At 62.1% G+C, this 25833-nt stretch carries 20 protein-coding genes and 1 tRNA gene; 13 read left to right on the forward strand and 8 right to left on the reverse strand.

Annotated features, from left to right (window positions below; all coding sequences use genetic code 11):
- Both DUPY_RS07150 and DUPY_RS07155 read left to right on the forward strand, forming a co-directional pair.
- Window positions 1-813: acyl-CoA dehydrogenase family protein (locus DUPY_RS07150; RefSeq protein ID WP_070247142.1), on the forward strand; the 813-nt coding region annotated here is incomplete at its 5' end.
- Complete coding sequence (locus tag DUPY_RS07155; protein WP_070247143.1) at window positions 813-1208, forward strand: RidA family protein; 396 nt, start codon at window positions 813-815, stop codon at window positions 1206-1208. The genes DUPY_RS07150 and DUPY_RS07155, both read left to right, overlap by 1 nt.
- Window positions 1209-1233: 25 nt before the next feature.
- Here the strand turns inward: DUPY_RS07155 and DUPY_RS07160 are convergent, their stop codons facing one another.
- The 7 genes from DUPY_RS07160 to DUPY_RS07190 all read right to left on the reverse strand — a co-directional run bounded on the left by DUPY_RS07160 (window position 1234) and on the right by DUPY_RS07190 (window position 9389).
- Window positions 1234-2691: a hypothetical protein gene (locus tag DUPY_RS07160; RefSeq protein WP_084640580.1), complete on the reverse strand. Its 1458-nt coding sequence runs from the start codon at window positions 2689-2691 to the stop codon at window positions 1234-1236.
- 136 nt (window positions 2692-2827) lie between these two features.
- Window positions 2828-4789, reverse strand: coding sequence for an acyltransferase family protein (locus tag DUPY_RS07165; protein WP_070247144.1), 1962 nt, complete (start codon window positions 4787-4789; stop codon window positions 2828-2830).
- Window positions 4790-4925: 136 nt separating this feature from the next.
- A complete protein-coding gene (locus DUPY_RS07170) occupies window positions 4926-5336 on the reverse strand; it encodes a GtrA family protein (RefSeq protein ID WP_070247145.1) in 411 nt (136 codons plus the stop codon).
- A complete protein-coding gene (locus tag DUPY_RS07175) occupies window positions 5333-6298 on the reverse strand; it encodes a glycosyltransferase family 2 protein (protein ID WP_070247146.1) in 966 nt (321 codons plus the stop codon). The genes DUPY_RS07170 and DUPY_RS07175 overlap by 4 nt, the downstream gene beginning before the upstream one ends.
- A 63-nt stretch (window positions 6299-6361) precedes the next feature.
- Window positions 6362-7750: a hypothetical protein gene (locus DUPY_RS07180; protein WP_167359041.1), complete on the reverse strand. Its 1389-nt coding sequence runs from the start codon at window positions 7748-7750 to the stop codon at window positions 6362-6364.
- 195 nt (window positions 7751-7945) lie between these two features.
- Entirely contained in the window at window positions 7946-9103 is a 1158-nt protein-coding gene (locus DUPY_RS07185) for an acyltransferase family protein (RefSeq protein WP_070247148.1), read from the reverse strand.
- A 211-nt stretch (window positions 9104-9314) separates the two neighbouring features.
- Window positions 9315-9389 (reverse strand) — tRNA-Arg (locus tag DUPY_RS07190).
- A 178-nt stretch (window positions 9390-9567) separates the two neighbouring features.
- On the opposite strand from DUPY_RS07190, the gene DUPY_RS07195 reads away from it, so the two are divergent.
- From DUPY_RS07195 to DUPY_RS07205, 3 genes are read left to right on the forward strand one after another with little or no spacing between them, the layout of a single operon-like run.
- Window positions 9568-11025, forward strand: coding sequence for an oligosaccharide flippase family protein (locus DUPY_RS07195; protein WP_071651595.1), 1458 nt, complete (start codon window positions 9568-9570; stop codon window positions 11023-11025).
- Window positions 11026-11057: 32 nt separating this feature from the next.
- The gene (locus tag DUPY_RS07200; RefSeq protein ID WP_070247150.1) at window positions 11058-11963 is read left to right on the forward strand and encodes a polysaccharide pyruvyl transferase family protein; all 906 of its coding nucleotides are present in this window, start codon (window positions 11058-11060) and stop codon (window positions 11961-11963) included.
- Between the two features lie 2 nt (window positions 11964-11965).
- The gene (locus DUPY_RS07205) at window positions 11966-12694 is read left to right on the forward strand and encodes a WecB/TagA/CpsF family glycosyltransferase (RefSeq protein WP_070247151.1); all 729 of its coding nucleotides are present in this window, start codon (window positions 11966-11968) and stop codon (window positions 12692-12694) included.
- Window positions 12695-12699: 5 nt separating this feature from the next.
- On the opposite strand, the gene DUPY_RS07210 is transcribed toward DUPY_RS07205, so the two are convergent.
- Complete coding sequence (locus DUPY_RS07210) at window positions 12700-14688, reverse strand: acyltransferase family protein (protein ID WP_070247152.1); 1989 nt, start codon at window positions 14686-14688, stop codon at window positions 12700-12702.
- Between the two features lie 250 nt (window positions 14689-14938).
- Here DUPY_RS07210 and DUPY_RS07215 point away from each other — a divergent pair, with 250 nt between their 5' ends.
- The 8 genes from DUPY_RS07215 (at window position 14939) to xrtB (ending at window position 25787) form a co-directional block, all read left to right on the forward strand.
- Entirely contained in the window at window positions 14939-16837 is a 1899-nt protein-coding gene (locus DUPY_RS07215; RefSeq protein ID WP_070247153.1) for an ATP-binding cassette domain-containing protein, read from the forward strand.
- 356 nt (window positions 16838-17193) lie between these two features.
- Window positions 17194-18399, forward strand: coding sequence for an XrtB/PEP-CTERM-associated polysaccharide biosynthesis outer membrane protein EpsL (epsL, locus tag DUPY_RS07220; protein ID WP_070247196.1), 1206 nt, complete (start codon window positions 17194-17196; stop codon window positions 18397-18399).
- Window positions 18400-18404: 5 nt separating this feature from the next.
- Window positions 18405-19784, forward strand: coding sequence for an undecaprenyl-phosphate glucose phosphotransferase (locus DUPY_RS07225; RefSeq protein WP_070247154.1), 1380 nt, complete (start codon window positions 18405-18407; stop codon window positions 19782-19784).
- Between the two features lie 172 nt (window positions 19785-19956).
- Window positions 19957-20913, forward strand: coding sequence for an EpsD family peptidyl-prolyl cis-trans isomerase (locus DUPY_RS07230; protein WP_070247155.1), 957 nt, complete (start codon window positions 19957-19959; stop codon window positions 20911-20913).
- Window positions 20914-20962: 49 nt separating this feature from the next.
- Window positions 20963-21760 carry a polysaccharide export protein EpsE gene (gene epsE / locus DUPY_RS07235; RefSeq protein ID WP_070247156.1) on the forward strand — a complete coding sequence of 266 codons (798 nt, stop codon included), beginning with the start codon at window positions 20963-20965 and terminating at the stop codon, window positions 21758-21760.
- Between the two features lie 37 nt (window positions 21761-21797).
- Window positions 21798-23201 (forward strand): chain length determinant protein EpsF, encoded by a 1404-nt coding sequence (gene epsF, locus DUPY_RS07240; RefSeq protein ID WP_070247157.1) that lies wholly within the window; start codon window positions 21798-21800, stop codon window positions 23199-23201.
- Window positions 23202-23233: 32 nt separating this feature from the next.
- The gene (epsG, locus tag DUPY_RS07245) at window positions 23234-24139 is read left to right on the forward strand and encodes a chain length determinant protein tyrosine kinase EpsG (protein ID WP_141749450.1); all 906 of its coding nucleotides are present in this window, start codon (window positions 23234-23236) and stop codon (window positions 24137-24139) included.
- A 13-nt stretch (window positions 24140-24152) separates the two neighbouring features.
- Window positions 24153-25787 carry an exosortase B gene (gene xrtB, locus DUPY_RS07250; protein WP_167359042.1) on the forward strand — a complete coding sequence of 545 codons (1635 nt, stop codon included), beginning with the start codon at window positions 24153-24155 and terminating at the stop codon, window positions 25785-25787.
- The last annotated feature ends 46 nt before the right edge of the window (window positions 25788-25833 follow it).

The following is a 25833-nucleotide window of genomic DNA, read 5'->3' on the forward strand; positions in this document are numbered from 1 at the left end:
GGCGCGGCGATTGCCGCGTTTGCGCTGTCGGAGCCGCAGGCCGGCTCCGACGTCGCCGCCATGCAGTGCGCGGCCACGGCTGACGGTGATCACTATATTTTAGAGGGGGAAAAAACCTGGATTTCCAACGGCGGCATCGCCGACTTTTACGTGGTGTTCGCGCGCACCGGCGAGCAGCCGGGCGCGCGCGGCATCAGCGCCTTTATCGTCGATGCTGACACGCCCGGCTTCGAGATCGCCGCACGCATCGACGTGATCGCCCCCCATCCGCTGGCACGCCTGCGGTTCAACCGGTGCCGCATCCCTGCCGCGCAGCGTGTCGGCGCGGCGGGGCAGGGCTTCAAGGTGGCGATGTCCACGCTCGACGTTTTCCGCACGTCGGTGGCCGCCGCTGCGCTGGGCTTTGCGCGCCGCGCGCTGGACGAGGCGCTGGCGCACGCCACCCAGCGCCAGATGTTTGGCCAGATGCTGTCGGACTTCCAGCTCACCCAAGCCAAGCTGGCCGACATGGCCACCGGCATCGACGCCGCCGCGCTGCTGACCTACCGCGCGGCCTGGCAGCGCGATTGCGGGCGCAAGGTAACCAAAGAGGCGGCCATGGCCAAGCTCACCGCCACCGAAACGGCGCAGCAGGTGATCGACGCCGCGCTGCAGATGTTCGGTGGCCTGGGCGTGGTGAGCGAGCAGCCGGTCGAGCGGCTGTACCGCGAAATCCGCGCGCTGCGCATCTACGAAGGCGCCACCGAAGTGCAGCAACTGATCATCGCGCGCGAGCTGCTGCGCGAGGCCGCCGCAATGAAAGGGGAAGTGTGATGGAGTTCTTGCTGCCACCAGGCTGGCCGCGCCCGCGCGGCTATTCCAACGGCGTGGCCGCCAGCGGGCGCTCCGTGTATGTCAGCGGCATGATCGGCTGGGATGCGCAAGGCGTGTTCCACACCGACGATTTCGCCGGCCAGGTGCGCCAGGCGCTGCACAACATCGTGGCCGTGCTGGCCGAAGCGGGAGCGGGGCCCGAGCACATCGTGCGCATGACCTGGTATGTGCTCGACACCAAGGAATACACGGGGGCCTACAAGGCGGTGGGCGCCGCCTACCGCGAGGTGATCGGCGCCCACTACCCGGCCATGACGGCGGTGCAGGTGGCCGGGCTGGTGGAGGACCGCGCCCGGGTGGAGATCGAGGTCACCGCGGTGGTGCCGGAGACCTGACCTATCACTTGCCAACTCGCCAGGCTTACTCGGTGACGAGTACGCCGCGCGCGCGCGAGGCGGTGCCGACGCCGCTTTGCGCCAGCAGCCGCACCGATACCGTAGCGGCAGGCCACGTGAACGACGCGAACGAACCGTCGGCCAGGTAGCCGCTGTCGTAAGCGAGCGAGCTGCCGTCCCACAATTGCAGGCGGATCAGCGCGCCGCCGGCGGTGCGCGCGGTGAAGCGCATCGGCGTTTTGGCGGCTGGCATCGAGCCGGTGACCTTGCTGATGCCGTTGCTGTAGTTGACCGTGCTGATTTTCTTGGTCGTGGTCGGGAACGACACGCTCTCGAGCCAGGTGTCGTAAGCGGCATTGGCCGGCGTGGAGGTGCCGGGCACGAGCCAGTCGCCGCGCATCGACAGCAGGCTCCTGGCCTCGCCCGCCACTTTGACGGTGCTGGCCGCTTTGGCGGCATTGTTGTCATCGGCGTAGCTGCCCACGCTCACCACCTCGCGCAGCCCGGCGCGGATCTTGTCGAGGTCGGAGACGACCCTGGTATTCCAGGTACCGTTGGGCATGATGCTGAAACTGGCGCCATTTTCCACGTACAGACGGAACGCCGTATCGTAGTTGCGGTCCACCACGTAGGCGCCGTACAGCTTGAGGGTGTTGGCGATCTTGCGCAGTGCGCTGGTGCTGAGCTTGGAGGTGTCGAACGATTCCGGCAACATCAGCCGCGCGCCCAGTGGAATCACGCCGGTATTGAGCCATGCCGAGGTGTCTGCCGTGGTGGCCGGATAGACGTAGCTGGGATGGGTGATGCCGTTGGCCAGGGTATGGGATGGCAGCGACATCGCCAGCGCATGGCGGTAATGGGAGCGATTGTCGTTGATCTCGTGCAAGCGGATCAGACCGGCGGTAGGCGCCACGCCGGCCGAACGGGCGCCCTGGCTCCAGTGCGACGGATTACCGAAGCCACGGCCATCGACGCGGGTCCACGAATACATGGTCGCGCGCCACTTGCCGCCCACCTTGCGCAACTGGTAGAACGAGTGGATCACGCCGGTCACCGTATCGATGATTTCGGCGTGGCCGTCTTCGCCGGTAGCCGGCGCCACGTCGGCCGGCCAGCGCGGAATTTTAATGGTGCGGTAATTGCCGGTGTCGGGGTCGCCCACGCCAGCGAGGCCGAGCGTGCCGATCACCGTCATTGCCGGATCGCCGGCCTTGGCCATGAACACCTTGACCGAATAGGCGCCGTCGCCGATGGACGGAATCCAGTCGAGGTTGATCAACGGCTTCTTGACGCCGTTGGTCCCCAGCACCGGGTCGACGGGCTTGAGGTTCCACAGCGAATCAGCGGCAAACGGCCGGTAATACGAGCCGAAGGTGTTGATGTGCGTATAAGTGTTTTGCGCTTGTGCAGCGCCTGCTGCAATGGTGCCCAGAACAACGGTAGTAGCGATAATGCGGCCGAGCCAGTTGGCGCGAGTTCTCATGTACAGTCCTTGAAAGATAGAAGGCTGTAACTGACCGTGAGAATATGTAAGTGCTTTTATGAAACTTATTATAGGGCAATCCGCTGCTTTTGTGAAATATATTTTTATGGATATCACAATTGTACGGCTTGATGCATCAGTGCAATGCGGTGGCTACGAACGGCGCAAACCGTTCGCCGTGCAAGGCTATCCAGGCCGGGTTGAAGTGGTCCTTATCGATAAACACCGGCATCCGGTTGCGGTCGTCATATACGCGGCACGCCACGCCCTGGCACAGGTCCTTGCGCAGAGACACCAGCGCAAAGTTCGGATCGCGCCCCAGCTGGGCGAACAGCTGGTCGAACTCGCGGTTTTTCTCCAGCAGCTCCGGCGATGGCGCGCGCGTGACCAGCTTGTGATGCCAGTAGTACTGGCGGGCGATGGTCTTGGGCACGTTGAACGAGAACTGCGGCGTGGCGTCGGCCACCACCACCCGGATGTGCTTGTCGAGCAGATTCTGCAGGGCGGCGCGGGTGCGCGTGACCGGCAGTTGCGTATCGCCTGCCTCGGCCGGCGACAGGCAACGCCCGTTTTCCACCGTGCAAATCCCGGTGGCCGTGGGCGAAAAGCCGGTCCAGTTCTGCGACAAGATCACGGTCCGATAAGCGCCCGAAGCCGCCAGCGCGAAGGCGGCCTTGGTGTAGGCGCGACAACTGCGGTCCTGGCCCTTCAGTTCGAAGCCGGGGATCACCGGGCAGCCGGACTTGACGTAAAACGTCGTGTCGCTCTTGCTGTGGGCCGCAAACCACGAGTACAGGTGGCCGGCGTGCGAGTCGCCCAGCACCAGCACCTTGTTGCCGGTGCTGCCCTGGTTGAGGTGGCAGAAGCGGCTGTTGTCGGCCATGCGGTTCTCGCACTGCTCGGGATAGGTGGCGGCGCGGCTGGCCGCAGTGGTGGCCTGGAACACGGCCGGGTCGCTGACGCGTTGTTCGAGGCCACCGGTGGCGTTGTAGATGGCGGACACGCCCAGCAGCACGCCGCCTGCCGCGCACAGCGCCGCTGCCGCCGGGACCGCGCGCGCCGCGCGCAGTCGCCGCATCGGCTCGATGTAGCGGTACGACAGGTAGCCGAGCAGGATCGACAGCGGAATACCCACCAGCTTGGCCAGCTTCGGTGAGGTATCGACCAGGCCGGAGATGGTCAAGGCGATCACGATCGGCCAATGCCACAGGTAGATCGAGTACGACCAGGCGCCCAGCCGGTTCATGACCGGGTTATTGAGCAGCACATTGTTTTCAAAGCGCGCCGCCAGCAGCAGGCAGGCGCCAGCCACCGGCAGCATCGCATAGTACGACGGCCAGCGCTGCTCCAGTTGCAGCATGTGCACCACCCACGGCGACGCGAGTATCAGGGCCACGCCGCCGTAGCTGGGCACCCGGCCGCGCAGCGGCCGCAGCCACGACAGGTCGCGCGCCAGGTACACCAGGCCGCCGGCGATCATCTGCCACGAGCGCGTTGCCACCGAGAAGAAGGCGCTCTGGTTGTCCGCCACGATGCACAGCGCCAGCGAGGCGGCGGCAATCGCGGCCAGGAACAGCTTGAATACGCGATGGCGCCCGTCAGCGCCGGCCAAAGCGTCGAGCTTGAGACCGGCCCAGATGATCAGCGGATACAGCATGTAGAACTGCCACTCGACCGAGAGCGACCAGGTATGCAGCAGCCAGCGGTCGTCGAGGCCGGCGCTGAAATACCCTTGCTGGCCGGCGTAATAGGTATTGGAGACAAACAGCAGCGCGCGCAGGCATTGCGCGGCCAGGTTGTCCAGGTCCGCCGGCGGCAGCAGCACGGCGCCGGCCAGCAGCAGCGCCAGCACCACTGCAAACAGCGCCGGGAAGATGCGCAGCGCGCGCTTGAGCAGGAACTCCCCATAGTGAAAACGCCGGGCCAGCATGCCGTCGAAGATGATCTTGGTCATCAGGTAGCCGGAAATGACGAAGAACACATCGACGCCGATAAAGCCGCCGCTTGCGATACGCAAGTTGAAGTGGTACAGCACCACCATCAGCACGCTGATTGCGCGCAGGCCGTTGATGTCGGTCTGGAGTTTGGAGTTGGACATGGGCGCCGTTAAAGTGATTTGTTCCAGCATTTACATTAAAACAATTAACTTGTTTTAATTTTTATTGCTCGAACTATACCTTAACGGCGAACTCAACAGGAAAAATATGTGCAGCGCAGCAAATGCTGCGCTGCCGTTATGGCTGGCTTGGCGGCCGTTTGAAGACGAAGAAGTTCGCCATCAGGAAATTGATTGTCAGTCCGGCAGCGCTGCCGCAAGCGACCGACAGCCAGGGGTTGTTCTGCGCATACGGCACGTAATGGAAGGCAATCACCGATACCAGCGCATTGGTGCAAGCGCCGGGAAATTGAGACAGCGCAAAGCGCAACCATTCCTGCCAGCTGAGCGGCGTTGCCGTGATGTGGAAGGTGAACCGGCGGTTGATCAGCCACGACAGCGTGATGGCCAGCAGTACACTGACGGTGCGGGCGATCACGCTGTTGTGGAACAGTTTTAAGGCCAGCCAAAAGCATGCCGCGTCGAACAGGGCGACGCCGCCGCCCACCAGTCCGAACTTGACAAACTTGACCAGGAACTGCTGGTTCAAGACCCGATCCCGGGCTTGGGCGCCCGGCGTGGCGTAGCCAGGAAACTGAGCTGCTTGGTCTCGCGGCGTCCCTGGGTCACCGATGCCAGGATCAGGCCGACGGCAAAGCTGAACAAGGCCAGCAGCATGACAAAGCCCGACAGGATGGCAGTTGGCAGGCGCGGCACCAGTCCGGTGTGCAGGTAATCCATCAGCACCGGATAGAACAGTGCCAGCGACAGCACCACCGACACCAGGCTGACCGTGTTGAAGAACAGCGTCGGGCGTTCCAGCTTGATCAGCTTGAAGATCATCCAGAGGATCTTCATGCCATCCTTGTAGGTGCTCAGCTTGCTGGCCGAACCTTCAGGCCGCACGCCGTAGGCGGTATCCACGTCCTCGCTGCGCATGCGCAGTTCCAGGCTGTGCACAGTCAGTTCGGTTTCAATTTCGAAACCCTGGGAGACCACCGGGAACGATTTGACGAACTTGTGCGAAAACACGCGATAGCCGGTCAGCATGTCCTTGGTGGAATTACCGAACAGCTTGGCCACGATGGTGGTCAGCATCCAGTTGCCGAACTTGTGGCCCTGGCGGTAGGCTTCGATCTCGGTCGAATGGCGCACGCCGTTGATGCAGTCGAGATTTTTATCGAGCAGCAACTGGATCATCTGCGGCGCCACCGAGGCATCGTAGGTATCGTCGCCGTCGGCCATGATGTAGACGTCGGCCGAAATGTCCGAAAACATGCGGCGCACCACGTTGCCCTTGCCTTGCAGCGCTTCGTGCACGACCACTGCGCCAGCGGCGGCGGCGATGCCGGCTGTGTTGTCTTTGGAATTGTTGTCGTAGACATAGACGGTGCTGTTGGGCAGCGCAGCCTTGAAGTCGCGGACGACCTTGGCGATGGTGGTTGCTTCGTTGTAGCAGGGCACCAGCACCGCAACCGTGACATCCGAATACAGTTCAGCTTTGAACGACATGTTGACTAGCCTTTAAAAAAACTTGGAAGGGCCGGGCGCTTGTGCCACGGCGATATTTTCTGATTACACGCTGCGGGCAGGCGACATCGCATCGCGCGGTTTCCCGGTCTCCACTACACGCACGGTACCAGTCTTGTTTCTTATATATTCCGAGATGATGAACAGCGCGATCAGCGGCACCAGCCAGCTCACCCGGCTGCCGTAGCGGTCGTGGACCGCCGACAGGGCGCCGGTGACCATGGTGTTGAGCACCATGCCCCCCAACACGACCAGCGTGAACTGCGCCAGTGGCACGTTGCTGCGCCAGTGCAGCAGCAGGTACCCGGCGACCACCAGCGCGGAAAGGCCCAGCAGCACGTTGTCGGCGATGCGGAAGCGGTCCACGTGCAGCTGCTGCTGGTACTGCCGCGACGACTGGAACGCCGCGTAGGTATCGGCGTCGAAATGGCGCGCGATGATCTGGTGAATGCTGGTGTCGGGGTTGTAGCGGATCATGTCGTCGCCCACCTGGAAGGTGACGGTCTGCGCCAGGAAGCCGCGCAAGGCCTCCTGCAGGAATTGCGACGGATAGGCGCGCATGGCGCCATTGGTGATCTCCGATGCATACTTGCTGACCACCGTCATGCCACCAAGCTGCACCAGCGGTCCGCCCCACAGGAACGTGTCCGACACCGCGCCGATGGGCTTGCCCTGGGCGACTGCGCGCGCCTTGATTTGCTTGAGTTCGGGCAAGGTGGCGCAAATCGGCCAGGCGCGCGACGGGCAGGCTTCGGTCATGTAATCGAGGGCGATGCCCTGGTCGATCAGCTTGCCGAGCAACATGACGTTGCCGGTGGACGCCAGCGTCGCACCGCGCTTGGTAATAATATTGAACGACAACATGGTCAGCACGCCCAGCGCGATCGCCGCCACCATCGAGATATTCACCTTGGTAAATACACGCGCCAGCGGCGGCGTCGGCCGGCCCGACAACAACCGGATCAGCAGGCACAGCGCCAGTGTGCCCGACGCGATGATGAGGTAAGACAGGTGGGTAGTGATGAAGAACGCGATCAGCAGCGGGATGGCCACGCGATCGAAGCGGGCCAGCCGATCCTGGCCGATAACGGCCGTGGCGATCGCCAGGATCAGCAGGGCGGCAAAGACATCGGGCATGATCTGGCCCACGAACCACGGCGCACTCGAGCACAGGCCCAGCACGAGGACCGACAGCACCACCTGTTCTTCGCGAAATGCATGGGCAAACGTGCGGAAGAAGACGCGCACCAGGTACCAGGTCATGGCCGCCTGGACCAGCACCACCGGCCACAGCGTGAGCTTCAAGTGCAGCGGATAGATGAACAGCGAGTACAGGGCGCTGCGGTCGCCAGGCCAGAAGTGGGTAATCGCCACGTCGATATACGTGCCGCTATCGGAGAACACGAAAGGGAAGCGGTTCCAGGCTGCGGTCAACGACAGAAATACCACGCACAGAACAAACGACGCCAGGCACTGGAGGCTCTTATTCTTTATCGACAAAAATTGAACTTGGTGACTGTCAGGCTGACGATTCATTTGTTTTACCATGGTTATTCAGGGAGACATCAGCAGAGGCTGGCGTGATACTAGTTGCATTATGGTATAGGTGTGTAGAAATAATTGCAATGTTTATGATTTCTGTACAGGTGCGGTAGCCGCCGCCGCTGCCGCCGGGTCATGCTGCTGCGCGTTCTGTCCACCAGTGCGCTGCCACTTACGTGGCAGCATTATTGCCGACAGCACCTTGCTGCGCTTGCACAATTCCCACATCAGGGCCGGCAAGCACAGCGCCAATGGTACCGACAGCGCGACGATGATGACGCTCGAATGGATATCGCGCTGCAACAGAGGCAAAATCGTGTGCAAAATACTGACGTGGAACAGCAGGATGAACAGGCTGGCGGCGCCGAAGTACCGCAATATTCGGGCAGCGGGCTCGATCCGGCACAGCAAGGTGCACACGCACAGCATCAGGTAGATGCCGCATAGTGCCTGCAGCGTGGTTGCCACCGGGGTGTCGTAGTGGCGCAGGTTGAAATCGATGGTGTAGCTGAACCCGAACTGGAATATCGCCATCGCAACCAGCGCCACCAGCGCCCAGGCCAGGTGAACCCGGAATTGCTTGACCCTTGCCGCCAGAAAATTCCCAAGTAAAAAGTAAAAGCTGGTCATCAACAGCAGGTCCGCACTGAACGGCAGGCCGCAGGCAAGCAGCGAGGCGCTGAACTCGGACTGGTTGCGGCACGCCGGGACCACCGACGCATCGACGAACGCGTCCATCACGTAGTAGCCGCCAGCGGCCAGGGCAATCAGTAACACCACGCGCTTGAGCGGACTGTCGAGCAACAGCTTGTCCGCGCGCAGCAGCAGGGTGCTGAAGACGTACAGCAGCCACAGGTGCGCCAGGAACCAGAGCGGCACCGGATTGAGCGTGAAGCCGGCGGGGTAGATCAGGCCAAGCAAGATGGTTTGCGGCGAGCGTTCGCCAAACACCGCGTGCAGCAGGCCGGAAATGACCACGACCACCATGACCGGCTTGAGCCAGGCATCGGCGCGCTGGAGCGCTACCTGCTTGAGCGTCTTGGTCTGGGCCGAAAATGTCACACCCGCCATGAAGAAGAAAAACGGTAACCGGAAGGCCATCAGGAAATCGGCGACATCGGGAAAGCGGAATAAAAAAGCCGGGTTATGCCCGAGCACGATCAGGATGATGCCCAGCCCTTTGGCGATGTCGATAAAGGCAAGTCGGCTGCCGGATCCCTGGTAAGCGATTGCCTCGCCTGACATGTTTCCTCCTAGATACGTATCAAAAAGTCCATACTTAGCTTAAGAGAAATCTCAAAGGTCGTCCAATCGTGCGCGCCAGTTTCACGACTTTTGGTCGAAATTTTTGCCAATAAAAATATATTGCATTGCAAAATAAGCCATCATGTGAACCTGGTTTTATGCGGGGAGAGATGTTGCGGAGGGGGAGCGAGGGCGAGGCGGGTGCGGAAGGTGGTCCCCCCGACTGGAATCGAACCAGTATCCCACGCTTAGGAGGCATGTGCACTATCCATTGTGCTACGGGGAGGACGCGACGGCATTATAGCCGACGTGTCACGGGACGCTAGAGTAAAATGTCGTGCGGTATTGTCATGGTGTTATGATTCGGAAAGATGATAAGCCAGTGCAGTGGACACGGCAGGCATGTTTTAGATCCCTTCAGCAATATTTTTTTTGCACAGCAACATTCAGCGGTTACCATTCATATGAGTTTTAGCAGACAGGTAGGTCGCAGCGCGATCTGGGCGATTGTCGGGCAGGGTACTACTGCCGTGATGTCGTTGATTAATTTTGCAGTCGTGGGCCGCTTCGTGTCGCCCAACGAATACGGTAGTTTTTTATTGGCCATGATGGTGCTGACTGGCACCCAGTGGCTGGCAATGAATGCCTACAAGGAACCGGTAGTCCAGGCCAAGGAACTGACCAACAGCCTGATCAACTCCGTGTTCACCTTCAGCGTGATGGTCGGGGCCGTGCTGTGCGCGGTGATGCTCGGGGTGGCGTTGTACCTCGAACGCGGTGGCGAAACTCCGGGTGTGGGCATGTGTATCGTGGTGCTGGCGCTCAAGCTGCTGATCGATACGGCCATGTCGGTGCCCAATGCGCTGCGCGTGCGCCAGCTCGATTTCCGCTTCCTGGCGCGGGTGTCGATCATGGCCAACGTCGCTTCCACCGTGGTTAACGTGTCGCTGCTGTTCCTCGGTTTCGGCATGCTGTCGCTGGTGATTTCGCAGCTGGTCACGTCGCTGCTGAGTGCGGTCGCCTTGCTGTACACCGGCAAGCAACGCTATGCGCTGCGCTGGCACCGCGCCGACCTGCTGCTGCTCAAAGGCTATTCGCCGCACGTGATCATGTGGCAATTGATGGAAGCGCTGGGACAGACCGTTGACCGTTTCTTCATCGCGTCGCGCCTTACCCTGGCCGACCTGGGCCTGTATGGTTTCGGCAAGCGTCTCAACGATGTGATCATCGAGGTGCTCGTTGGCGCCACGTCCAACGTCTCGCTGCCGGCGTTTTCGCAGATGCAGGACGACCGCCAGCGCTTGCAGGCGGCGTTCCTGAAAGCGGTGCGGCTGGTGACGATGATGGTGTTGCCGCTGATCGCTGCGCTGTGGGTGACCGCCGACGATTTCGTGCCGTTGCTGTTCGGCCCGAAATGGGAGCAGGCCGTGCCGGTGTACCGCTGGTTCCTGCTGCTGGGGATTATCCAGACCATCGGCATCCTGCAGGGCGGGCTGCTGCGCAGCATGTGGAAGCCGGGCGTATGGACCCGCTACCAGGTGATGCAGGTGGTGGCCAATATCATCGTGCTGAGCATGGTGGCCGGGCAGAGCATCGAAGTCATTGCCGCCGCCATCGTCATCCGCGCCTACGTGTTATGGGGCTGGGTGGTGTACCAGGTGTGCAAGGCCCTGCACATGAAGTTCCGGTTCTACGCGCTGCAATTGCTGCGCCCGGTCAGTCTGGCGCTGTTGTCGGCCGCGGCCGGGTATGCGGTGCGCCACTACGTGGTGATGGACTGGAATTTGCTTCTGCGTCTGATCGCTGGCGGCCTGGTGGTGGTGGCAACCTTCATCACCCTGGTCATGCTGCTGTACCGCACTGCTGCCGACGAGTTGTTGAGTATCGTTAAAAACGTCATTTCTCGTACCAAAGCCGCGTAATTTGTCTTAACCATTTCTTTCGACTAAACACAATGAAACTCTATTACTACCGGGGCGACAAGCCGAACTTTGGTGATGACCTGAATCCATGGATGTGGCCGAAGCTGCTGCCGGGCGTCTGGGACGACAATCCGAACGAGATGTTCCTCGGCATCGGTTCGATCATTTTCGATTCGCATCCCAAACAGGCCAACAAGATCGTGTTTGGCGCCGGTTATGGCGGTTACACGCCACTGCCGGTGATCGACGACAAGTGGAAATTCTATTTCGTGCGCGGCCTGCAAACCGCGCGCGAGTGCAAGCTCGACCCGTCGATGGCGCTGGGCGACTCGGCCATCCTGCTGCGCTCGTGCATCACCGAGCGCCCCGCCAAGGTGCACAAGGTGTCGTTCATGCCGCACTTCGAGAGCACCTACGATGGCAACTGGCGGCTGGCGTGCCAGCTGGCCGGCGTCCATTACATCGACCCGACCGCCACCGTCGACCAGACCCTGCAGGACATTTTGAGTTCCGAGCTGCTGATCACCGAAGCGATGCACGGCGCCATCGTGGCCGATGCGCTGCGGGTGCCGTTCGTGGCGGTGGAGCCGATCCAGCAGCGCCATCACATGAAGTGGTTCGACTGGGCCTCGGCGCTCGACCTCGACCTGCGGCCGCAACCGCTGGCGGCGTCCAGCATGGTGGAGGCGCTGATGAAAAAAGCCGGCCCCAACGAGGCGCTGGTGGTGCGCATCCGCGCCAACCGCCGCTTCCTGCGGCTGGTGCCCAAGCGTTTTGCGCAAGGCGCGGCCGAGAGCCTGCTCAAGCTCAGCCGGATTGAGCCGCAGCTGAGCGGCGACGCCAACATGGAACGCGCGCACAGCCGCATGCTGGAAAAAGTCGAGCTGCTCAAGGCCGACCTGCGCGCCGCTGCACCGCTCGTACGCTCGGCAGGTTGACCATGGAAGCACGCGCCGAGATTTTGTCGATCAGCCAGTTTCCCGTGCTGAGCACCACGGGCGACGCGCTGGCCGAACGCCTGCTGGGCCGGCTGGCGCGCGGCGAACAGACGGTGCTGTTCTATGCCAACACCAACCTGGTGGTCAAGTGCCGCTTCCTGCTCGATCACGTCAACGACCCCGGCATGTTGCTGGTCAACGATGGCATCGGTCTCGACATCGCCGCCAAGCTGTTGCACGGCAAGCGCTTCGCGGACAATCTCAACGGCACCGACTTCACGCCGCTGCTGTTTGCCCGCAGTGCGCGTCCGCTCAAGGTGTTCATGGTGGGCGGCAAGCCGGAGATCCTGGCGCGCGCCGTGGCCCACGTGCAGCAGCGGCTGGGTCAGCAGGTGGTGGGCAGTTGCGACGGCTACGACGGCCTGCGCACGGCCGCCGATATCGACCAGCGCATCCATGCGAGCGGCGCCGACGTGGTGCTGGTGGCGATGGGCAATCCGATCCAGGAGCGCTGGATCCTCGAGCACCGCACCGCGCTCGAGGGCGGGATCTGGATGGGCGTGGGGGCGCTGTTCGATTTCTGGGCCGGCGACAAGCCGCGCGCGCCACGCCTGATGCAGCGCCTGCGGCTCGAATGGTTGTTCCGCCTGAGCCTGGAGCCGCGCCGCCTGCTGCGCCGCTACACCTGGGACATCCTGGTCTTCCTGCGCATGTGTTTAAAGTATCGCTAACCGGCCTATTTGCTTGCAGGAGCAGTCTGAATGCCGGGCGCGCCGGCAAAGCGCTGGAATTGCTGGCCGTTGCGCTCGATCCACCTTGGATTCAGGTGGCTCTTATCGACGAATACCGGTATGCGCTGTCGGGCGTCGAAGATCGTGCACTGCGAAGCTTGGCACAGCTCGTTGCGCAATGAAACCAGGGAAAAGCCAGGCTGGCGCGAGAGGTCGGCAAACAGGCGGTCGAACTCGACGTTGTCGGCGATCAGATTCGGCGAGGCAACGCGGGCGTCGATGGTGTCGCGCCAGAACAGTGAGCGCTCGACGTACTTGGGAACATTGAAGGCAAACCAGGGTGTCGCATCGACCACCACCACCCGTACGCCGGCAGCCAGCAGTCGCTGCAACGCTTCCCGCGTGCGTTCGACCGGCAGCATCGGGTGGGGCGACGCGCGTGGCGTCACACAACGGCCCCCTTCCATGCTGCAAATGCCCGTGGCCTGCGGGGAAAAGAAGGACCAGTTCTGCGACACAATGACGGTCTGGTACGTGCCCGAAGCGGCCAAGCGGAATGCCTGCTCGGTGTATTCGCGGCAGTGGTTATCCAAGCCGATGCGCTCGAAGCCGGGAATTACTGGGCAGCCCGACTTGACGTAAAACGTGGTGTCGCGCCGGCTGTGCTGCACGAACCACGGATACAGGTGACCGGCGTGCGAGTCGCCCAGCACCAGAATCTTGTCGCCGGGCTGGTTCGGGTTCAGGTGGCAGAACCGGTCGCGGGTCGCGCCGGAGTTTTCGCATTCTGACGCATACGTGTGCAAGCCGGTGGCTGCCGCGATGGCGCGGTACAGTTCCGGGTCGTGCGTGCGCATTTCCAAGCCTTTAGTGCCGCTGTAGGTGACAGCCAAGCCGCACAGCGTGACGCTGGCTGCACCCATCGCCAGCGCCGCGCGCAACGGCGGAACCGCGCGCAACGGCCGCATCGGCTCCACGTAACGGTAGGACAGGTATCCGAGCGCGATCGAGAGCGGGATGCCGATTAGTTTGGCCAGCTTGGGCGCTTCGTCCATCAGGCCGATCATGGTGAAAGCGATCACTACCGGCCAATGCCACAGGTAGATCGAGTACGACCACGCGCCCAGTTTTTGCATGACGCCGTGGTTGAGCAGCATATTGCGCTGGTAGCCGGCGGCCAGCACCATGCACGCGCCAGCCACGGGCAGCAGAGCGTATGGACCCGGCCAGGTTGCTTCGAGCTGCCAGTGATGGATCAGCCCGGCCGTCAACCCGATGACCAGCAGGCCCGCGTAGCTGAGTATGCGGGCGCGCCCTTGTTTCTGTAGCGCGCGCAACGCCACGCTGTCGCGCATTAGGTACACCAGGCCGCCAGCGATCATTTGCCAGGCCCGCGTCAGGACTGAAAAAAATGCGCTCTGGTGGTCGACGAGCAGGCACAGCGCCAGCGAAGCAATAGCGATGGCCAGCAAGTAGAATGTCAAGGCGCGCGGCGTGGCGCCGACGGCCTGGGTGATGCGCAAGCCCAGCCAGACGATGGCGGGATACAACATGTAGAACTGCCATTCCACCGACAGCGACCAGGTGTGCAGGAGCCAACGGTCGTCCACACCTTCGCTGAAATACCCCTGCTGGCCAGCGTAGTAGTAGTTGGACACGAACAGCAACGCCCGCAGTGCCTGTGTCCCCATGCTGGCGAGGTCGCTCGGCGGCAGCAGCGCTGCCCCCAGCGCCAGAAGTACCAGTGACATTGCCAGCAGTGCCGGCACGATGCGCAGCGCCCGCCGCAGCAGGAATTGGCCGTAGTGGAAACGACCCGCCCCCATGGCGTCCACGATGATCCTGCTCATCAGAAAACCGGAGATGACAAAAAAGATATCGACGCCGATGAAGCCGCCGCTGAGTATCTTCAGGTTGAAGTGGTAGAGCACCACGATGACGACGCTAAGCGCCCGCAGACCGCTGATATCGGTCTGGATACTGGTTTTGGACATGTTTTGGGCCTGCGCAAAATGTTTTTTTAGAAAACTATCTTATATTTTTGGTACTTCCTCTTCACTATACCTTGTTATGCGCGGCAATAGATAATATGTTATTGCAATACGCGGCGACAGCTCCAAACCTGGCCCCACTCTGGGTCCTACTGTCGTTATCTGGCACCGATGATCCGACAATCGGTACAATGCTAGCTTCTCTCATCACCACGACGCGGCGCCACGGCGTATCGCGCATAGTTCACTCCCTATGGCAGTCATTTCCCTTTCTTCGGCCCAACTGGCCTTCGGCCACGTTGCCTTGCTCGACCACGCCGAGTTTTCGCTGGAAACCGGCGAGCGCGTCGGCCTGATCGGCCGCAACGGCACCGGCAAGTCCTCCTTGCTCAAAATTATCTCCGGCCGCTTCAAGCTGGATGACGGCTTGCTGGTAATGCAACAAAATCTGCAAATCGCGTACGTCGAGCAGGAGCCGGTGTTTGATCCGGAAATGACCGTGCACGACGCCGTGGCGTCCGGCATGGGCGAGTTGCCAGGCTTGCTCAAGGAATACGATGCGCTGACCGGCCAGTTCGGCCAGGGCAACGACGACGCCGTCATGGAACGCATGCACGACATCCAGGTCAAGCTCGACGCCGCCGATGCGTGGAGCCTGTCGAACAAGGTGGAAACCGTGCTCGACAAACTGAACCTGACCGGCGACATGCTGATGAAGACGCTCTCGGGCGGGATGCAGAAGCGCGTGGCGCTGGCGCGCGCGCTGGTCTCGGCGCCCGACGTGCTGCTGCTCGACGAACCGACCAACCACCTCGACTTCAGCTCCATCGTCTGGCTCGAGGGCCTGCTGCGCGACTTCCGTGGCAGCGTGTTGTTCATTACCCACGACCGTTCGTTCCTCGACAATGTCTCCACCCGGATTATCGAACTCGACCGTGGGCGCCTGCTGTCGTATCCGGGCAATTTCACGACCTATCAGGTGCGCAAGGCCGAGCAGCTGGAAAACGAAGAGGTGGAAAACGCCAAGTTCGATAAATTCCTGGCGCAGGAAGAAGTCTGGATCCGCAAGGGCGTCAAGGCGCGCCGGGTGCGCGACGAAGGCCGCGTGCGCCGCCTCGAGGCCTTGCGCATGCAGCGCAGCGTGCGCCGCGACCAGCAGGGCCAGGTCAAGCTCGAAGTGGGCTCGAGCGAACGCTCGGGCAAGATCGTGGCCGAACTGGAAAACGTCAGCAAGCGCTTTGGCGACCGCGTCATCATCAACGACTTCACCGGCACCATCCTGCGCGGCGACAAGGTCGGCCTGATCGGCGCCAACGGCGCCGGCAAGACCACCTTGCTCAAGATGATCCTCGGCGAACTGGCGCCCGACAGCGGTTCCGCCAAGCTTGGCACCAAGCTGCAAGTGGCGTACTTCGACCAGATGCGTACCCAGCTCAATGAAGAAGCGAGCCTGATCGAAACCATTTCGCCGGGCAGCGACTGGGTGGAAGTAAACGGTCAGCGCAAGCACTCGATGAGCTATTTGAACGATTTCCTGTTCTCGCCCGAGCGTGCGCGTTCGCCGGTCAAGACGCTGTCAGGTGGCGAGCGCAACCGTTTGCTGCTGGCGCGCCTGTTCGCCAAGCCTGCCAACTGCCTGGTGCTCGATGAACCGACCAACGATCTCGATATCGACACCCTGGAGTTGCTTGAAGAGTTGCTGGAAGAGTACACGGGCACCGTCTTCCTGGTCAGCCACGACCGTACCTTCCTCGACAACGTGGTCACCCAGGTGATCGTGGCCGAAGGGGAGGGCCACTGGCGCGAATTCGTCGGCGGCTATACCGACTGGGAGCGCGTGCGCGACACCATCGCCAAGCAGCCTGCCGCCCGTCCGGCGCCAGCCAAGGTCGAAGCAGTTGCCACCGCCCCGGCCGCCAAGACCAAAAAGCTCAGCTTCAAGGAACAACGCGAGCTCGACGAACTGCCCAAGCTGATCGCCGCGCTGGAAGACGAGCAAACCGCGCTGAACCTGCAGCTGAGCGATGCCGATTTCTACAAGAAGAACGCCAGCGAAGCCAAGCGTGTGAACACGCGCGTGGCCGAGATCGAGGAAGAGTTGCTGGCGGCGCTGGAAAAGTGGGAGCAGATCGAGGCGCGCCAGCGCAGCTAACCCGACGTTTTTGCTCGAGACAGGTGGGCCGCCAAAAAATGCTGCAATGCGATATAGACAGAGATGATTGCATGCAATATAATTTTTTGGTGCGCTTTGTGATCATAATGTTACTGGTCCAGGCCCCGGGGCCGGTAAGATGGTTTGCGCATGGTAAGAAGTTCTCCCGTGTGGCCGTTTTACCATGGTTGGTGCTAGCATCTGGCAACAGCTATTGAACGTCGATTATATTTATTGACGCAGTGCAATATGTTGGTGGCGCGCCGCCTGTCCATTTCGAATAAGAGCAAAAAAATGTTGAGTTACCTGCAACTATCCATGTCCCTCGTTGTCCTGTGCAGGGTGAACGCGTGGTGATGCGCCGCGTCCCCGGCGCCGGGAAACTGCTTGTATTACCACTGGTTATAGGCAGCCTGTATGCCCCCCACGCCCAGGCCCAGATCAGCGATACACTGACGCCGTTCGCGTCTGCCATCGTGTCGTACGACGATAACCTGCTGCGCCGCGACCTGTCCGTGGTCGGCAGCGACGGCGCCTCCGACACCTACCGCTCGGCGGTGGTTGGCGTCGGCATCAACCGACCGATCAGCCGCCAGCGCCTGACCGGCAACATCCGCGCCACCAAGGTCACGTTCAACCGCTTTGGTGAGCTCGACTACACCGGCAAGGATGCCGCGCTCGACCTCGACTGGCGTCTTGCGCAAACCCTGAGCGGCCATATCGGCGCCACCTACAGCCAGTCGCTGGCCTCGTTTGCCGACTTCCAGGTGGCCGCGCGCAACCTGCGGGTGCAGAATAAGCAGTACGGTAACGTTGCCTGGCGCCTGCATCCGTCGTGGCAACTGCGCGCCGGCTACACGTCCGAGGATTTCGATTTCGACCTGCCGTCGCAGCAGTTCAACAACCGCACCGAAAAAACCGTGGAAACCGGGTTCGACTACCTGGCCCCGAGCGAGAGCACGGTCGGCCTGCTGGCGCGCCAGATCAAGGGTAAGTATCCGACGCAGGCGCTCAACAACGGCGTGTTCATCGATAATGGTTTTACCCAGGATGAGGTCAAGCTCAATGTCGTGTGGAACGCTACCGGCATTTCGCAGGTGATCTTCGTGGGCGGCTGGGCGCGGCGCGAGGTCAATTCGTCGAGCCTGCGCAACGCTTCGGGCACCAATGGCCGCCTGATCGTGAACTGGAACAAGTTCTCCTCGGTGCAATTGACGGGCATGGCCTGGCGCGAGTTCGGCGCCGCCGAGGGCGTATTCGTCAATACGGCACTGTCCACCGGCCAGGGCATCAACGCCAAGTGGACCGCCACCTCCAAAATCGAAGTCAATGCCGCATACAAGAACGAGAAGCGCGACTTCAAGCCATTGCAGGGCGTCTTCAACCTGACCGGACTGACTGACACGACCAAGACAGCCAACCTCGGCGTCACTTACAAGCCGCTGCGCAACCTCAGTCTTGGGCTGTCTGCCTTCCATACCGAACGCGATGGCAGTATTGCTGCGAGGACCAGCAGTTTCCGCGCCAAAGGTGCCGCTTTTAACGCCACCGTGACCTTCTAAGCCTCATGAACGTCAACGAAATTCCTCTCGTCTCCTTTTTCGAGCGTGTCGTCGATCCGCTCGTCATCATGGGCATGTTGTACCTGTGCACCCTGGTGCTGGGTAATGGCTTCAACGGCTACTCGCTGATCCTGATGGTGCTGGCGTTCTTCGTCTCGTCGTCGCTGTACAAGTACATCGATCCGTACAGTACCTGGCGCACCGGCAAGCTGAGCAAGGTCGCGCGCGATATCGTGCTGGGCTGGCTGCTGTCGGTGACGGTACTGGCGCTGATCGGCGTGAGCAGCGGCATGCTGGTGCATTACGACCGCGAGGTCTTGCTGGCCTGGTGCGTCGGCACCCCGCTGGTACTGATGCTCGGTCACCTGGCCGTGTTCAGGCTGCGCGCCGCTCCGCTCGAGGGTCAGAAAACCTCGGTCGTGATCATCGGCGCCAACGACGTCAGCGTGCGCTTCGCCGCCACCATCGATCGCCATGAAAGTTCGGTCATGGCCGTGCACGGTTATTTCGACGACCGTGCCCAGGAGCGCCGTCCCCATAACATGGAACACCCGCTGCTGGGGCAGATGAGCGATATCCCGGCGTACGTACGCAAGCACAACATCAAGATGATCGTGATCAGCCAGCCGATTTCGGCCCAGCCGCGCATCATGTCTTTGCTGGAAGATCTGGAAGACACCACGGCCTCGGTTTATTTCCTGCCCGATATCTATATCTTCGACCTGATGCAGGCGCGCTTCGCCAGCGTGGGTGGCATGCCGGTGATCGGCATCCGCGAGTCGCCGTTCACAGGGTTTAACAGCATGATCAAGCGCATCAGCGACATCGTGCTGGCGCTGATCATCCAGATCATGCTCACGCCGATCATGCTGACGATTGCTGCGGCAGTGAAACTGACGTCGCCGGGCCCGGTGATTTTCCGCCAGCGCCGGTACGGACTGTATGGCGAGGAAATCCTGGTCTACAAGTTCCGCTCGATGACGGTGGCCGAGGACGGCGCCAAGGTGGTCCAGGCGAAAAAGGGCGATCAGCGCCTGACCAAAATTGGCGGTTTTCTGCGCCGTACGTCGCTCGACGAATTGCCGCAATTTATCAATGTGCTGCAAGGCCGCATGAGCATCGTCGGACCGCGGCCGCACGCGGTGGCGCACAACGAGCAGTACCGCAAGCTGATCAAGGGTTACATGTTGCGCCACAAGGCCAAGCCGGGCATTACCGGCTGGGCCCAGGTGAACGGCTTGCGCGGCGAAACCGATACGCTGGACAAGATGCAGGCCCGCATCCAGTACGACCTCGACTACCTGCGCAACTGGTCGGTGTGGCTCGATATGTGGATTATCGTGCGTACCGTGCTGGTGGTCCTGAAACGCGAGAATGCTCACTGAGCACGCACATGGACCGATAACATTTTTACAAAGAAAATATGCTGCACCGCAGAGAGTTGTGTGATAATCCGGTCTTGAAATTGCTTTTAGTGCACGTGAATTGGGAAAATGGCAATGAATTACGTGGATGGCACGCTGCGCACGGCACCAACGAGAACAATGAGGAACTATCTTGAAACACAATAAATTTGGCAATACCCACCTCCAGCGCAAGCTCGGTTCGGCGGCGCTGGCAGTGACCATGGCCGTTGCGCTGGTCGCTTGCGGCAAAGGCGAAAGCAAGTCGGGCCAGGCGCTGGTCAAGGTCGGCAAGGAAGAAGTCACCGCGCTGCAGCTGAACGAAGAGCTGCAACGGGTCAACGTGCCGGTCGCGCAGCAGGCGCAGGCGCGCAAGCAGGTGCTCGAATCGCTGGTGGACCGCCAGATCGTCCTTAACCAGGCGATGGAAGAGAAAGTCGATCGCGATCCGAAAGTGGTGCAGTCCATCGAACGCGCCAAGGCGCTGATCATCGCCCAAGCCTACATGCAAAACAAGACGGGCACGCCGGCCAAGCCTACCCGCGATGAAATTGCCCAATATTTCGACAAGAATCCGGCCCTGTTTGCGCAGCGCAAGACGATGGAGCTGCGCCAGCTCAACCTGGCCACCAGCGACCTGTCCGATAACCTGAAAAAAGAAATCGACAGCGCCAAGTCGATCGACGACGTGGCGGCCTTCATGGAGCGCAACAACATCAAGTTTGCCCGTCAGCAAATAAGCCGCAGCACGGCCGACCTGGCGCCGGCCTTGAGCGAAAAAATCGTCAACCTGCCCAAGGGGCAACTGTTCATCGTCCGCGAAGGCGACCGCAGCACCCTGATGACGGTGGCTGACATCAAGGATACGCCGGTCACGCTGCAAGCCTCCGAAGCGCAGATCGCCCAGTTCCTGACCAATGCGCGCATCAAGGAAGCGGCCACCGCCGAACTGGCGCGCCTGCGTGCGGCCACCAAGATCGAGTACCAGAACAAGGCCGACGAGCCAGGCGCGGCGCCAGCCGCTCCGGTTGCGGGCGCACCGGCAGCGCCGGCCACGGCAGCCGACAAGGAAGCCGACGTCCACGCGCGCGGCGTGGCTGGCCTGAAGTAACGGCCCCGTAGCGGCCTCCCGATAACACTAACTTACGATTGAGCATATGATGAAAAAAATCGCACTCTGGATGATGACGCCACTGCTGGCGCTGGTGCTGGGCACGGCCAATGCCGCCCCGCAAAACGACTTGGTACTCGGTACCGGCGACGTGGTCAAGATTTCCGTCTACAACAACCCCGACCTGAACCTGGAAACCCGGGTCAGCGCCAATGGCGCCATCACGTTCCCGCTGATCGGCCAGGTGAGCGTGGCGGGCCTGTCGGCCGCTGCGGCCGAGAAAAAAATCGCTGCGGCCCTGGTGTCCGGCAATTTTGTCAAAAACCCGCAAGTCAATATGCTGGTGACGTCGCTACAGAGCCAGCAAGTGTCGGTACTGGGCCAGGTTAACCGCCCGGGCCGCTTCCCGCTCGACGCCAGCCGCAACCTGCTCGACGTGCTGGCCCTGGCCGGTGGCGTCAGCGCCGAAGGCGGCGACCAGGTCACGGTGATGCGCAGCGCCGACGGCAAGGCCACCAAGCAGGTGATCAACCTGACCGATCTGTTCCTCAGCGGCGACCAGCCGGCCAACCTGACGTTGAGCGGCAACGACGTGGTGTACATCGAGCGCGCACCGCGTTTCTATATCTACGGTGAAGTACAGCGTCCCGGCACCTTCCGCATCGAGCGTTCGATGACGGTGTTGCAGGCGCTGGCCACCGGCGGCGGCCTCACCCAGCGCGGCACCGAGCGTGGCCTGCGCATCAAGCGTCGCGACGCGGCCGGCAAGATCGAGATCATCGAAGCGAAATACGATGACCTGGTGCGCCCCGACGACGTGCTGTACGTCCGCGAGAGCCTGTTCTAAGGCCGATGTCGCCTGACCTTCACTGAGAAAGACCACCATGAATTTCACCCATTTGTTTTTTGCCCTGCGCGCCCGCTACAAGATCGTCCTCGTGATCCTGGCAGTCACGGTCGCAGCCGCACTGGCCATCACTGCCATGCTGCCCAAGGTCTACAAGGCCAGCACCTCGCTGGTGCTCAATACCAAGGGCGTCGATCCGGTCACCGGCGTCACGCTGCCGGTGCAGTTGATGACCGGCTACGTCGCCACCCAGGCCGACATCATCCGCAGCAAGAGCGTGGCGCTCAAGGCCGTGGAAACCCTGCGCCTGGCCGACAGCCCGGCGGTGCAGGAACAGTTCCGCCAGGCGCGCAACGGCCAGGGTTCGATCAAGGAGTGGCTGGCCGGCCTGTTGCTGGCCAAGGTGGACGTCGAGCCAGCGCGCGACAGCAGCGTGCTGACCATTAACTTCCGCGGTAACGATCCGCAGTTCGTTGCAGCGGTCGCCAATGCCTTCGCCCAGGGTTACCTCGATTTCACGGTGCAGCTCAAGACCGATCCGGCGCAGCAGGCGTCGGGCTTCATCAACACCCAGATCAAGGTGCTGCGCGAACAATACGAGCTGGCCCAGAGCCGCCTGTCGAAATACCAGAAAGAGAACAACATCTACAGCGCCGACAACCGCGTTGACGTGGAAACCGCGCGCCTGAACGAGCTGTCGAGCCAGCTGGTGCAGGCGCAGGGCCAGCTGATGGAAGCGGAATCGCGTTCGCGCCAGGCCAGCGGCAATGCCGGCGCCTCGCCAGACGTGCTCAACAACAGCCTGATCCAGAGCCTGAAATCGCAGCTGGCCACGGCCGAAGCGCGTTTCGCCGACACCTCGCAGCGCCTGGCCTCGAGCCACCCGCAATACATCGCGGCGAAGTCCGAAGTGGACAAGCTGCGCTCGAACCTTGATGAACAGATCCGCGTCGCCTCGTCCGGCGTGTCCAGCAGCAGCAACATCTACCGCCAGCGTGAAAACGAACTGCGCTCGGCACTGTCGGCGCAAAAAGCCCGCGTGCTGGAACTGAACGGCGCGCGCGACGAATTCGTCGTGCTCAGCAACGAAGTGGACAATGCCCGCCGCTCGTACGAAAGCGCCATGCAGCGCTACAACCAGACCAACCTCGAAGGCCAGGCGCGCCAGTCCGATATCGCCGTGCTGTCCACCGCCGAAGTACCGGGCAGCCCGACGTCGCCGCGCCTGATCGTCAACCTGCTGCTGGCCGTCGTGATCGGCACCATCCTCGGCGCCGGCGCGGTCCTGGTGCTCGAGTTGCTCGACCAGCGCGTGCGCTCGGCCGCGCATATGTCGCACGCCTTTGGCCTGCCGGTGCTGGGCACGATCGCCAAGCAGCGCATCGGCAAGCGCAGCAAGAACACCCCGCCGCCAGCACTGTTGCCGCAACCGCAGCAGTGACCGCCGACACCAGATCATTACGGAGTAATTCCATGAACCAGAATCCACCCATTCAACCGTATATCGTGCCGGACCTGCGCGACAAGTCGCCGGCGTCGGCCGTGCCCGACCGTTCTATCGGCGCCATCCTGATCAAGATGGGCCGCCTGTCGGTGGCCGATGCCGAGCGCGTAATGCGCCACCAGGTCGAACGCAATGTGCGTTTTGGCGACGCCGCGCTGGCGCTGGGTGTGCTGTCCGAGGCCGACATCGAGTTTGCGCTGTCGCGCCAGTACGATTACCCGTACCTGCTGCGTGGCGAGAGCGACATCAGCGAGTCTGTTGTGGCCGCTTACGAGCCGTTCACCGAGCGGGTGGAATCGTTGCGCGCGCTGCGTAACCAGCTCATGTGGCGCTGGTTCGACACCGGCGAGGAACGCCGCGCGCTGGCCATCACCGGCGCCGAGCGCGGCGATGGCCGCAGTTTCCTGGCCGCCAACCTGGCCGTGGTGTTCTCGCAGCAAGGCCAGCGCACGCTGCTGATCGATGCCGACATGCGCCATCCGAGCCAGCACACCATCTTCAGCCTGGAAAACCGGGTCGGCCTGTCGTCGGTGCTGTCGGGCCGTAACAGTGTCGAAGCGGTGCAGCGCGTGCCAGCACTGCTCGACCTGTCGGTGCTGACCGCCGGCGCGCCGCCGCCGAACCCGTCCGAACTGCTGGGTCGGCCGGCGCTGGGTCAGCTGCTGCGCACGCTGGCAGGGCAGTACGACGTGATCCTGATCGACACCCCGGCCGGCAGCGATTCGTCGGATGCACAGATGGTGGCCGGCCGCACCGGCGCCGCCGTGGTGGTGGCGCGCCAGGACGTGACCCACGTCGGCAAGGTGCATGAGCTGATCACCTCGTTGAACGAAGCGCGCGTGCACGTGGTTGGTTCCGTGCTCAATAATTTCTGATTCCGATATGGCCATGGCCCACACGTTGAACTCCACGGCGACACCTTCGCCTTCGCCTGCAGCGCTCGCCCCGTGGCTGGTGCTGCTTGCCGGCCTGGCGGCGCTGTACGTGCCGACCCTGATCGACCTGTTCCATGGGCCATGGAGCTCGGACCGCAACGCCCACGGTCCGATCGTCATGACCGTGGCCTTCGGTTTCCTGTATTTCCGCACGCGCCAGCTGATTTCGCAGAAGATGTTCGAACGCAATCCGATGCCGGCCATCGGCTACCCGGTGGTCGTGCTGGGCCTGCTGTGCTACGTGCTCGGCCGTTCACAACAGGTGCACGTGCTCGAAGTCGGTTCGCTGATCCTGGTGCTGGCCGGCCTGATGATCGCACTGTTCGGCGTGCGCACCTGGAGCCGCATGTGGTTTGCGTTCTTCTTCATGATGTTCATGATCCCGCTGCCGGCGTCCATCGTCGACGTGGTCACGCTGCCGATGAAGATTGCCGTGTCGGCCGCCACCGAACATCTGCTGTACTGGATGAATTACCCGATCGCCCGCAGCGGCGTGATTCTCACCATCGGCCATTACCAGCTGCTGGTGGCCGACGCCTGCGCCGGCCTGAACTCCTTGTTTACGCTCGAAGCGCTGGGCCTGCTGTACATGAACCTGGTGCGCCATCCTTCGCTGGTGCGCAACGTGCTGCTGGCCATGCTGATCATTCCGATCTCGTTTGCCGCCAACACCATCCGCATCATTTTCCTGTCGCTCATCACGTACCATTTTGGCGATGCCGCCGGCCAGGGTTTCCTGCATGGCTTCTCGGGCCTGGTGCTGTTCCTGTCGGCGCTGCTGCTGATTATCGGCGTCGATAGCGCACTGAGCTGGATGGTGCGCCGTGGCGGCGCCAGCGACGAAGGCGCCGGTCTGCAACTGCCGTCGCTCGCGCCCGGCGCCTGGGCCCAGCTGGGCCAGGTCGCCACCCGTCCGGCGGTGTTGCTGCTGGCCGGCATGTTGCTGGCGGTTGGCGGCGCCTGGGCACTTACGCCCAAGTTCACGCCCAACCCGCAAACCATCGATCTGGCTGCCAGCGTGCCCACCCGCTTCGGCGACTGGCGCGAGTTGCAAGGCGTGGTTACCCAGGCCGAGCTGTCCACCGCCGAAGACGGCGGCCGCAGCCTCGAGCAGCCGTACGACGACGTGCTGATGCGGACCTATGTCAACAGCCAGGGGCAGCAGGTGATGCTGGCGCTGGCCTACGCCAAGGAACAGCGCCAGGACGTCAAGCTGCACCTGCCTGAAATCTGCTACCCGGCGCAAGGCTACAAGGTGCTGGCGCTGTCGCCAGCGCCGATGGTGGTCACGCCCGGCGCTGCGGCGCTGCCGGCCAAGCACATGCTGGCCACCGGCCAGGGCCGGCTCGAAGCGGTCACGTACTGGACCCGTATCAGCGACGCCTACCCGCAGGGTGGTTTTGCGATGCGCATGCAGATCTTCCGCGACGGCCTGCGTGGCAAAGTGGCAGACGGCATCCTGGTGCGTTCCTCGATGCTGGTGCGCGACGACACCGAAGCGCCGGCCGCTTACGCCGTGCAACAGGACTTCCTGCGGCAACTGGTGGCGGCGTCCGATGCACGCGGTCACGCGCTGGTCGTGCGCTGAACGGACAGTCCGTGCACCGCGCCGGGATCCGCCAATTTATTGAGAG

This window comes from Duganella phyllosphaerae, assembly GCF_001758785.1.
In the GTDB taxonomy this organism is placed as follows: Bacteria; Pseudomonadota; Gammaproteobacteria; order Burkholderiales; family Burkholderiaceae_D; genus Rugamonas; species Rugamonas phyllosphaerae.

Excerpts from the sequence above, each read along its gene's own strand:
- DUPY_RS07210 (WP_070247152.1), bottom strand. The coding sequence starts at position 14,688 with ATGTCCAAAACCAGTATCCAGACCGATATCAGCGGTCTGCGGGCGCTT.
- DUPY_RS07155 (WP_070247143.1), top strand. The coding sequence starts at position 813 with ATGGAGTTCTTGCTGCCACCAGGCTGGCCGCGCCCGCGCGGCTATTCC.
- epsG (WP_141749450.1), top strand. The coding sequence starts at position 23,234 with ATGAACCAGAATCCACCCATTCAACCGTATATCGTGCCGGACCTGCGC.
- xrtB (WP_167359042.1), top strand. The coding sequence starts at position 24,153 with ATGGCCCACACGTTGAACTCCACGGCGACACCTTCGCCTTCGCCTGCA.
- DUPY_RS07185 (WP_070247148.1), bottom strand. The coding sequence starts at position 9,103 with ATGTCAGGCGAGGCAATCGCTTACCAGGGATCCGGCAGCCGACTTGCC.
- epsL (WP_070247196.1), top strand. The coding sequence starts at position 17,194 with ATGCGCCGCGTCCCCGGCGCCGGGAAACTGCTTGTATTACCACTGGTT.
- DUPY_RS07215 (WP_070247153.1), top strand. The coding sequence starts at position 14,939 with ATGGCAGTCATTTCCCTTTCTTCGGCCCAACTGGCCTTCGGCCACGTT.
- DUPY_RS07165 (WP_070247144.1), bottom strand. The coding sequence starts at position 4,789 with ATGTCCAACTCCAAACTCCAGACCGACATCAACGGCCTGCGCGCAATC.
- DUPY_RS07195 (WP_071651595.1), top strand. The coding sequence starts at position 9,568 with ATGAGTTTTAGCAGACAGGTAGGTCGCAGCGCGATCTGGGCGATTGTC.
- DUPY_RS07225 (WP_070247154.1), top strand. The coding sequence starts at position 18,405 with ATGAACGTCAACGAAATTCCTCTCGTCTCCTTTTTCGAGCGTGTCGTC.
- DUPY_RS07175 (WP_070247146.1), bottom strand. The coding sequence starts at position 6,298 with ATGTCGTTCAAAGCTGAACTGTATTCGGATGTCACGGTTGCGGTGCTG.
- DUPY_RS07160 (WP_084640580.1), bottom strand. The coding sequence starts at position 2,691 with ATGAGAACTCGCGCCAACTGGCTCGGCCGCATTATCGCTACTACCGTT.
- DUPY_RS07205 (WP_070247151.1), top strand. The coding sequence starts at position 11,966 with ATGGAAGCACGCGCCGAGATTTTGTCGATCAGCCAGTTTCCCGTGCTG.
- epsF (WP_070247157.1), top strand. The coding sequence starts at position 21,798 with ATGAATTTCACCCATTTGTTTTTTGCCCTGCGCGCCCGCTACAAGATC.
- DUPY_RS07200 (WP_070247150.1), top strand. The coding sequence starts at position 11,058 with ATGAAACTCTATTACTACCGGGGCGACAAGCCGAACTTTGGTGATGAC.
- epsE (WP_070247156.1), top strand. The coding sequence starts at position 20,963 with ATGAAAAAAATCGCACTCTGGATGATGACGCCACTGCTGGCGCTGGTG.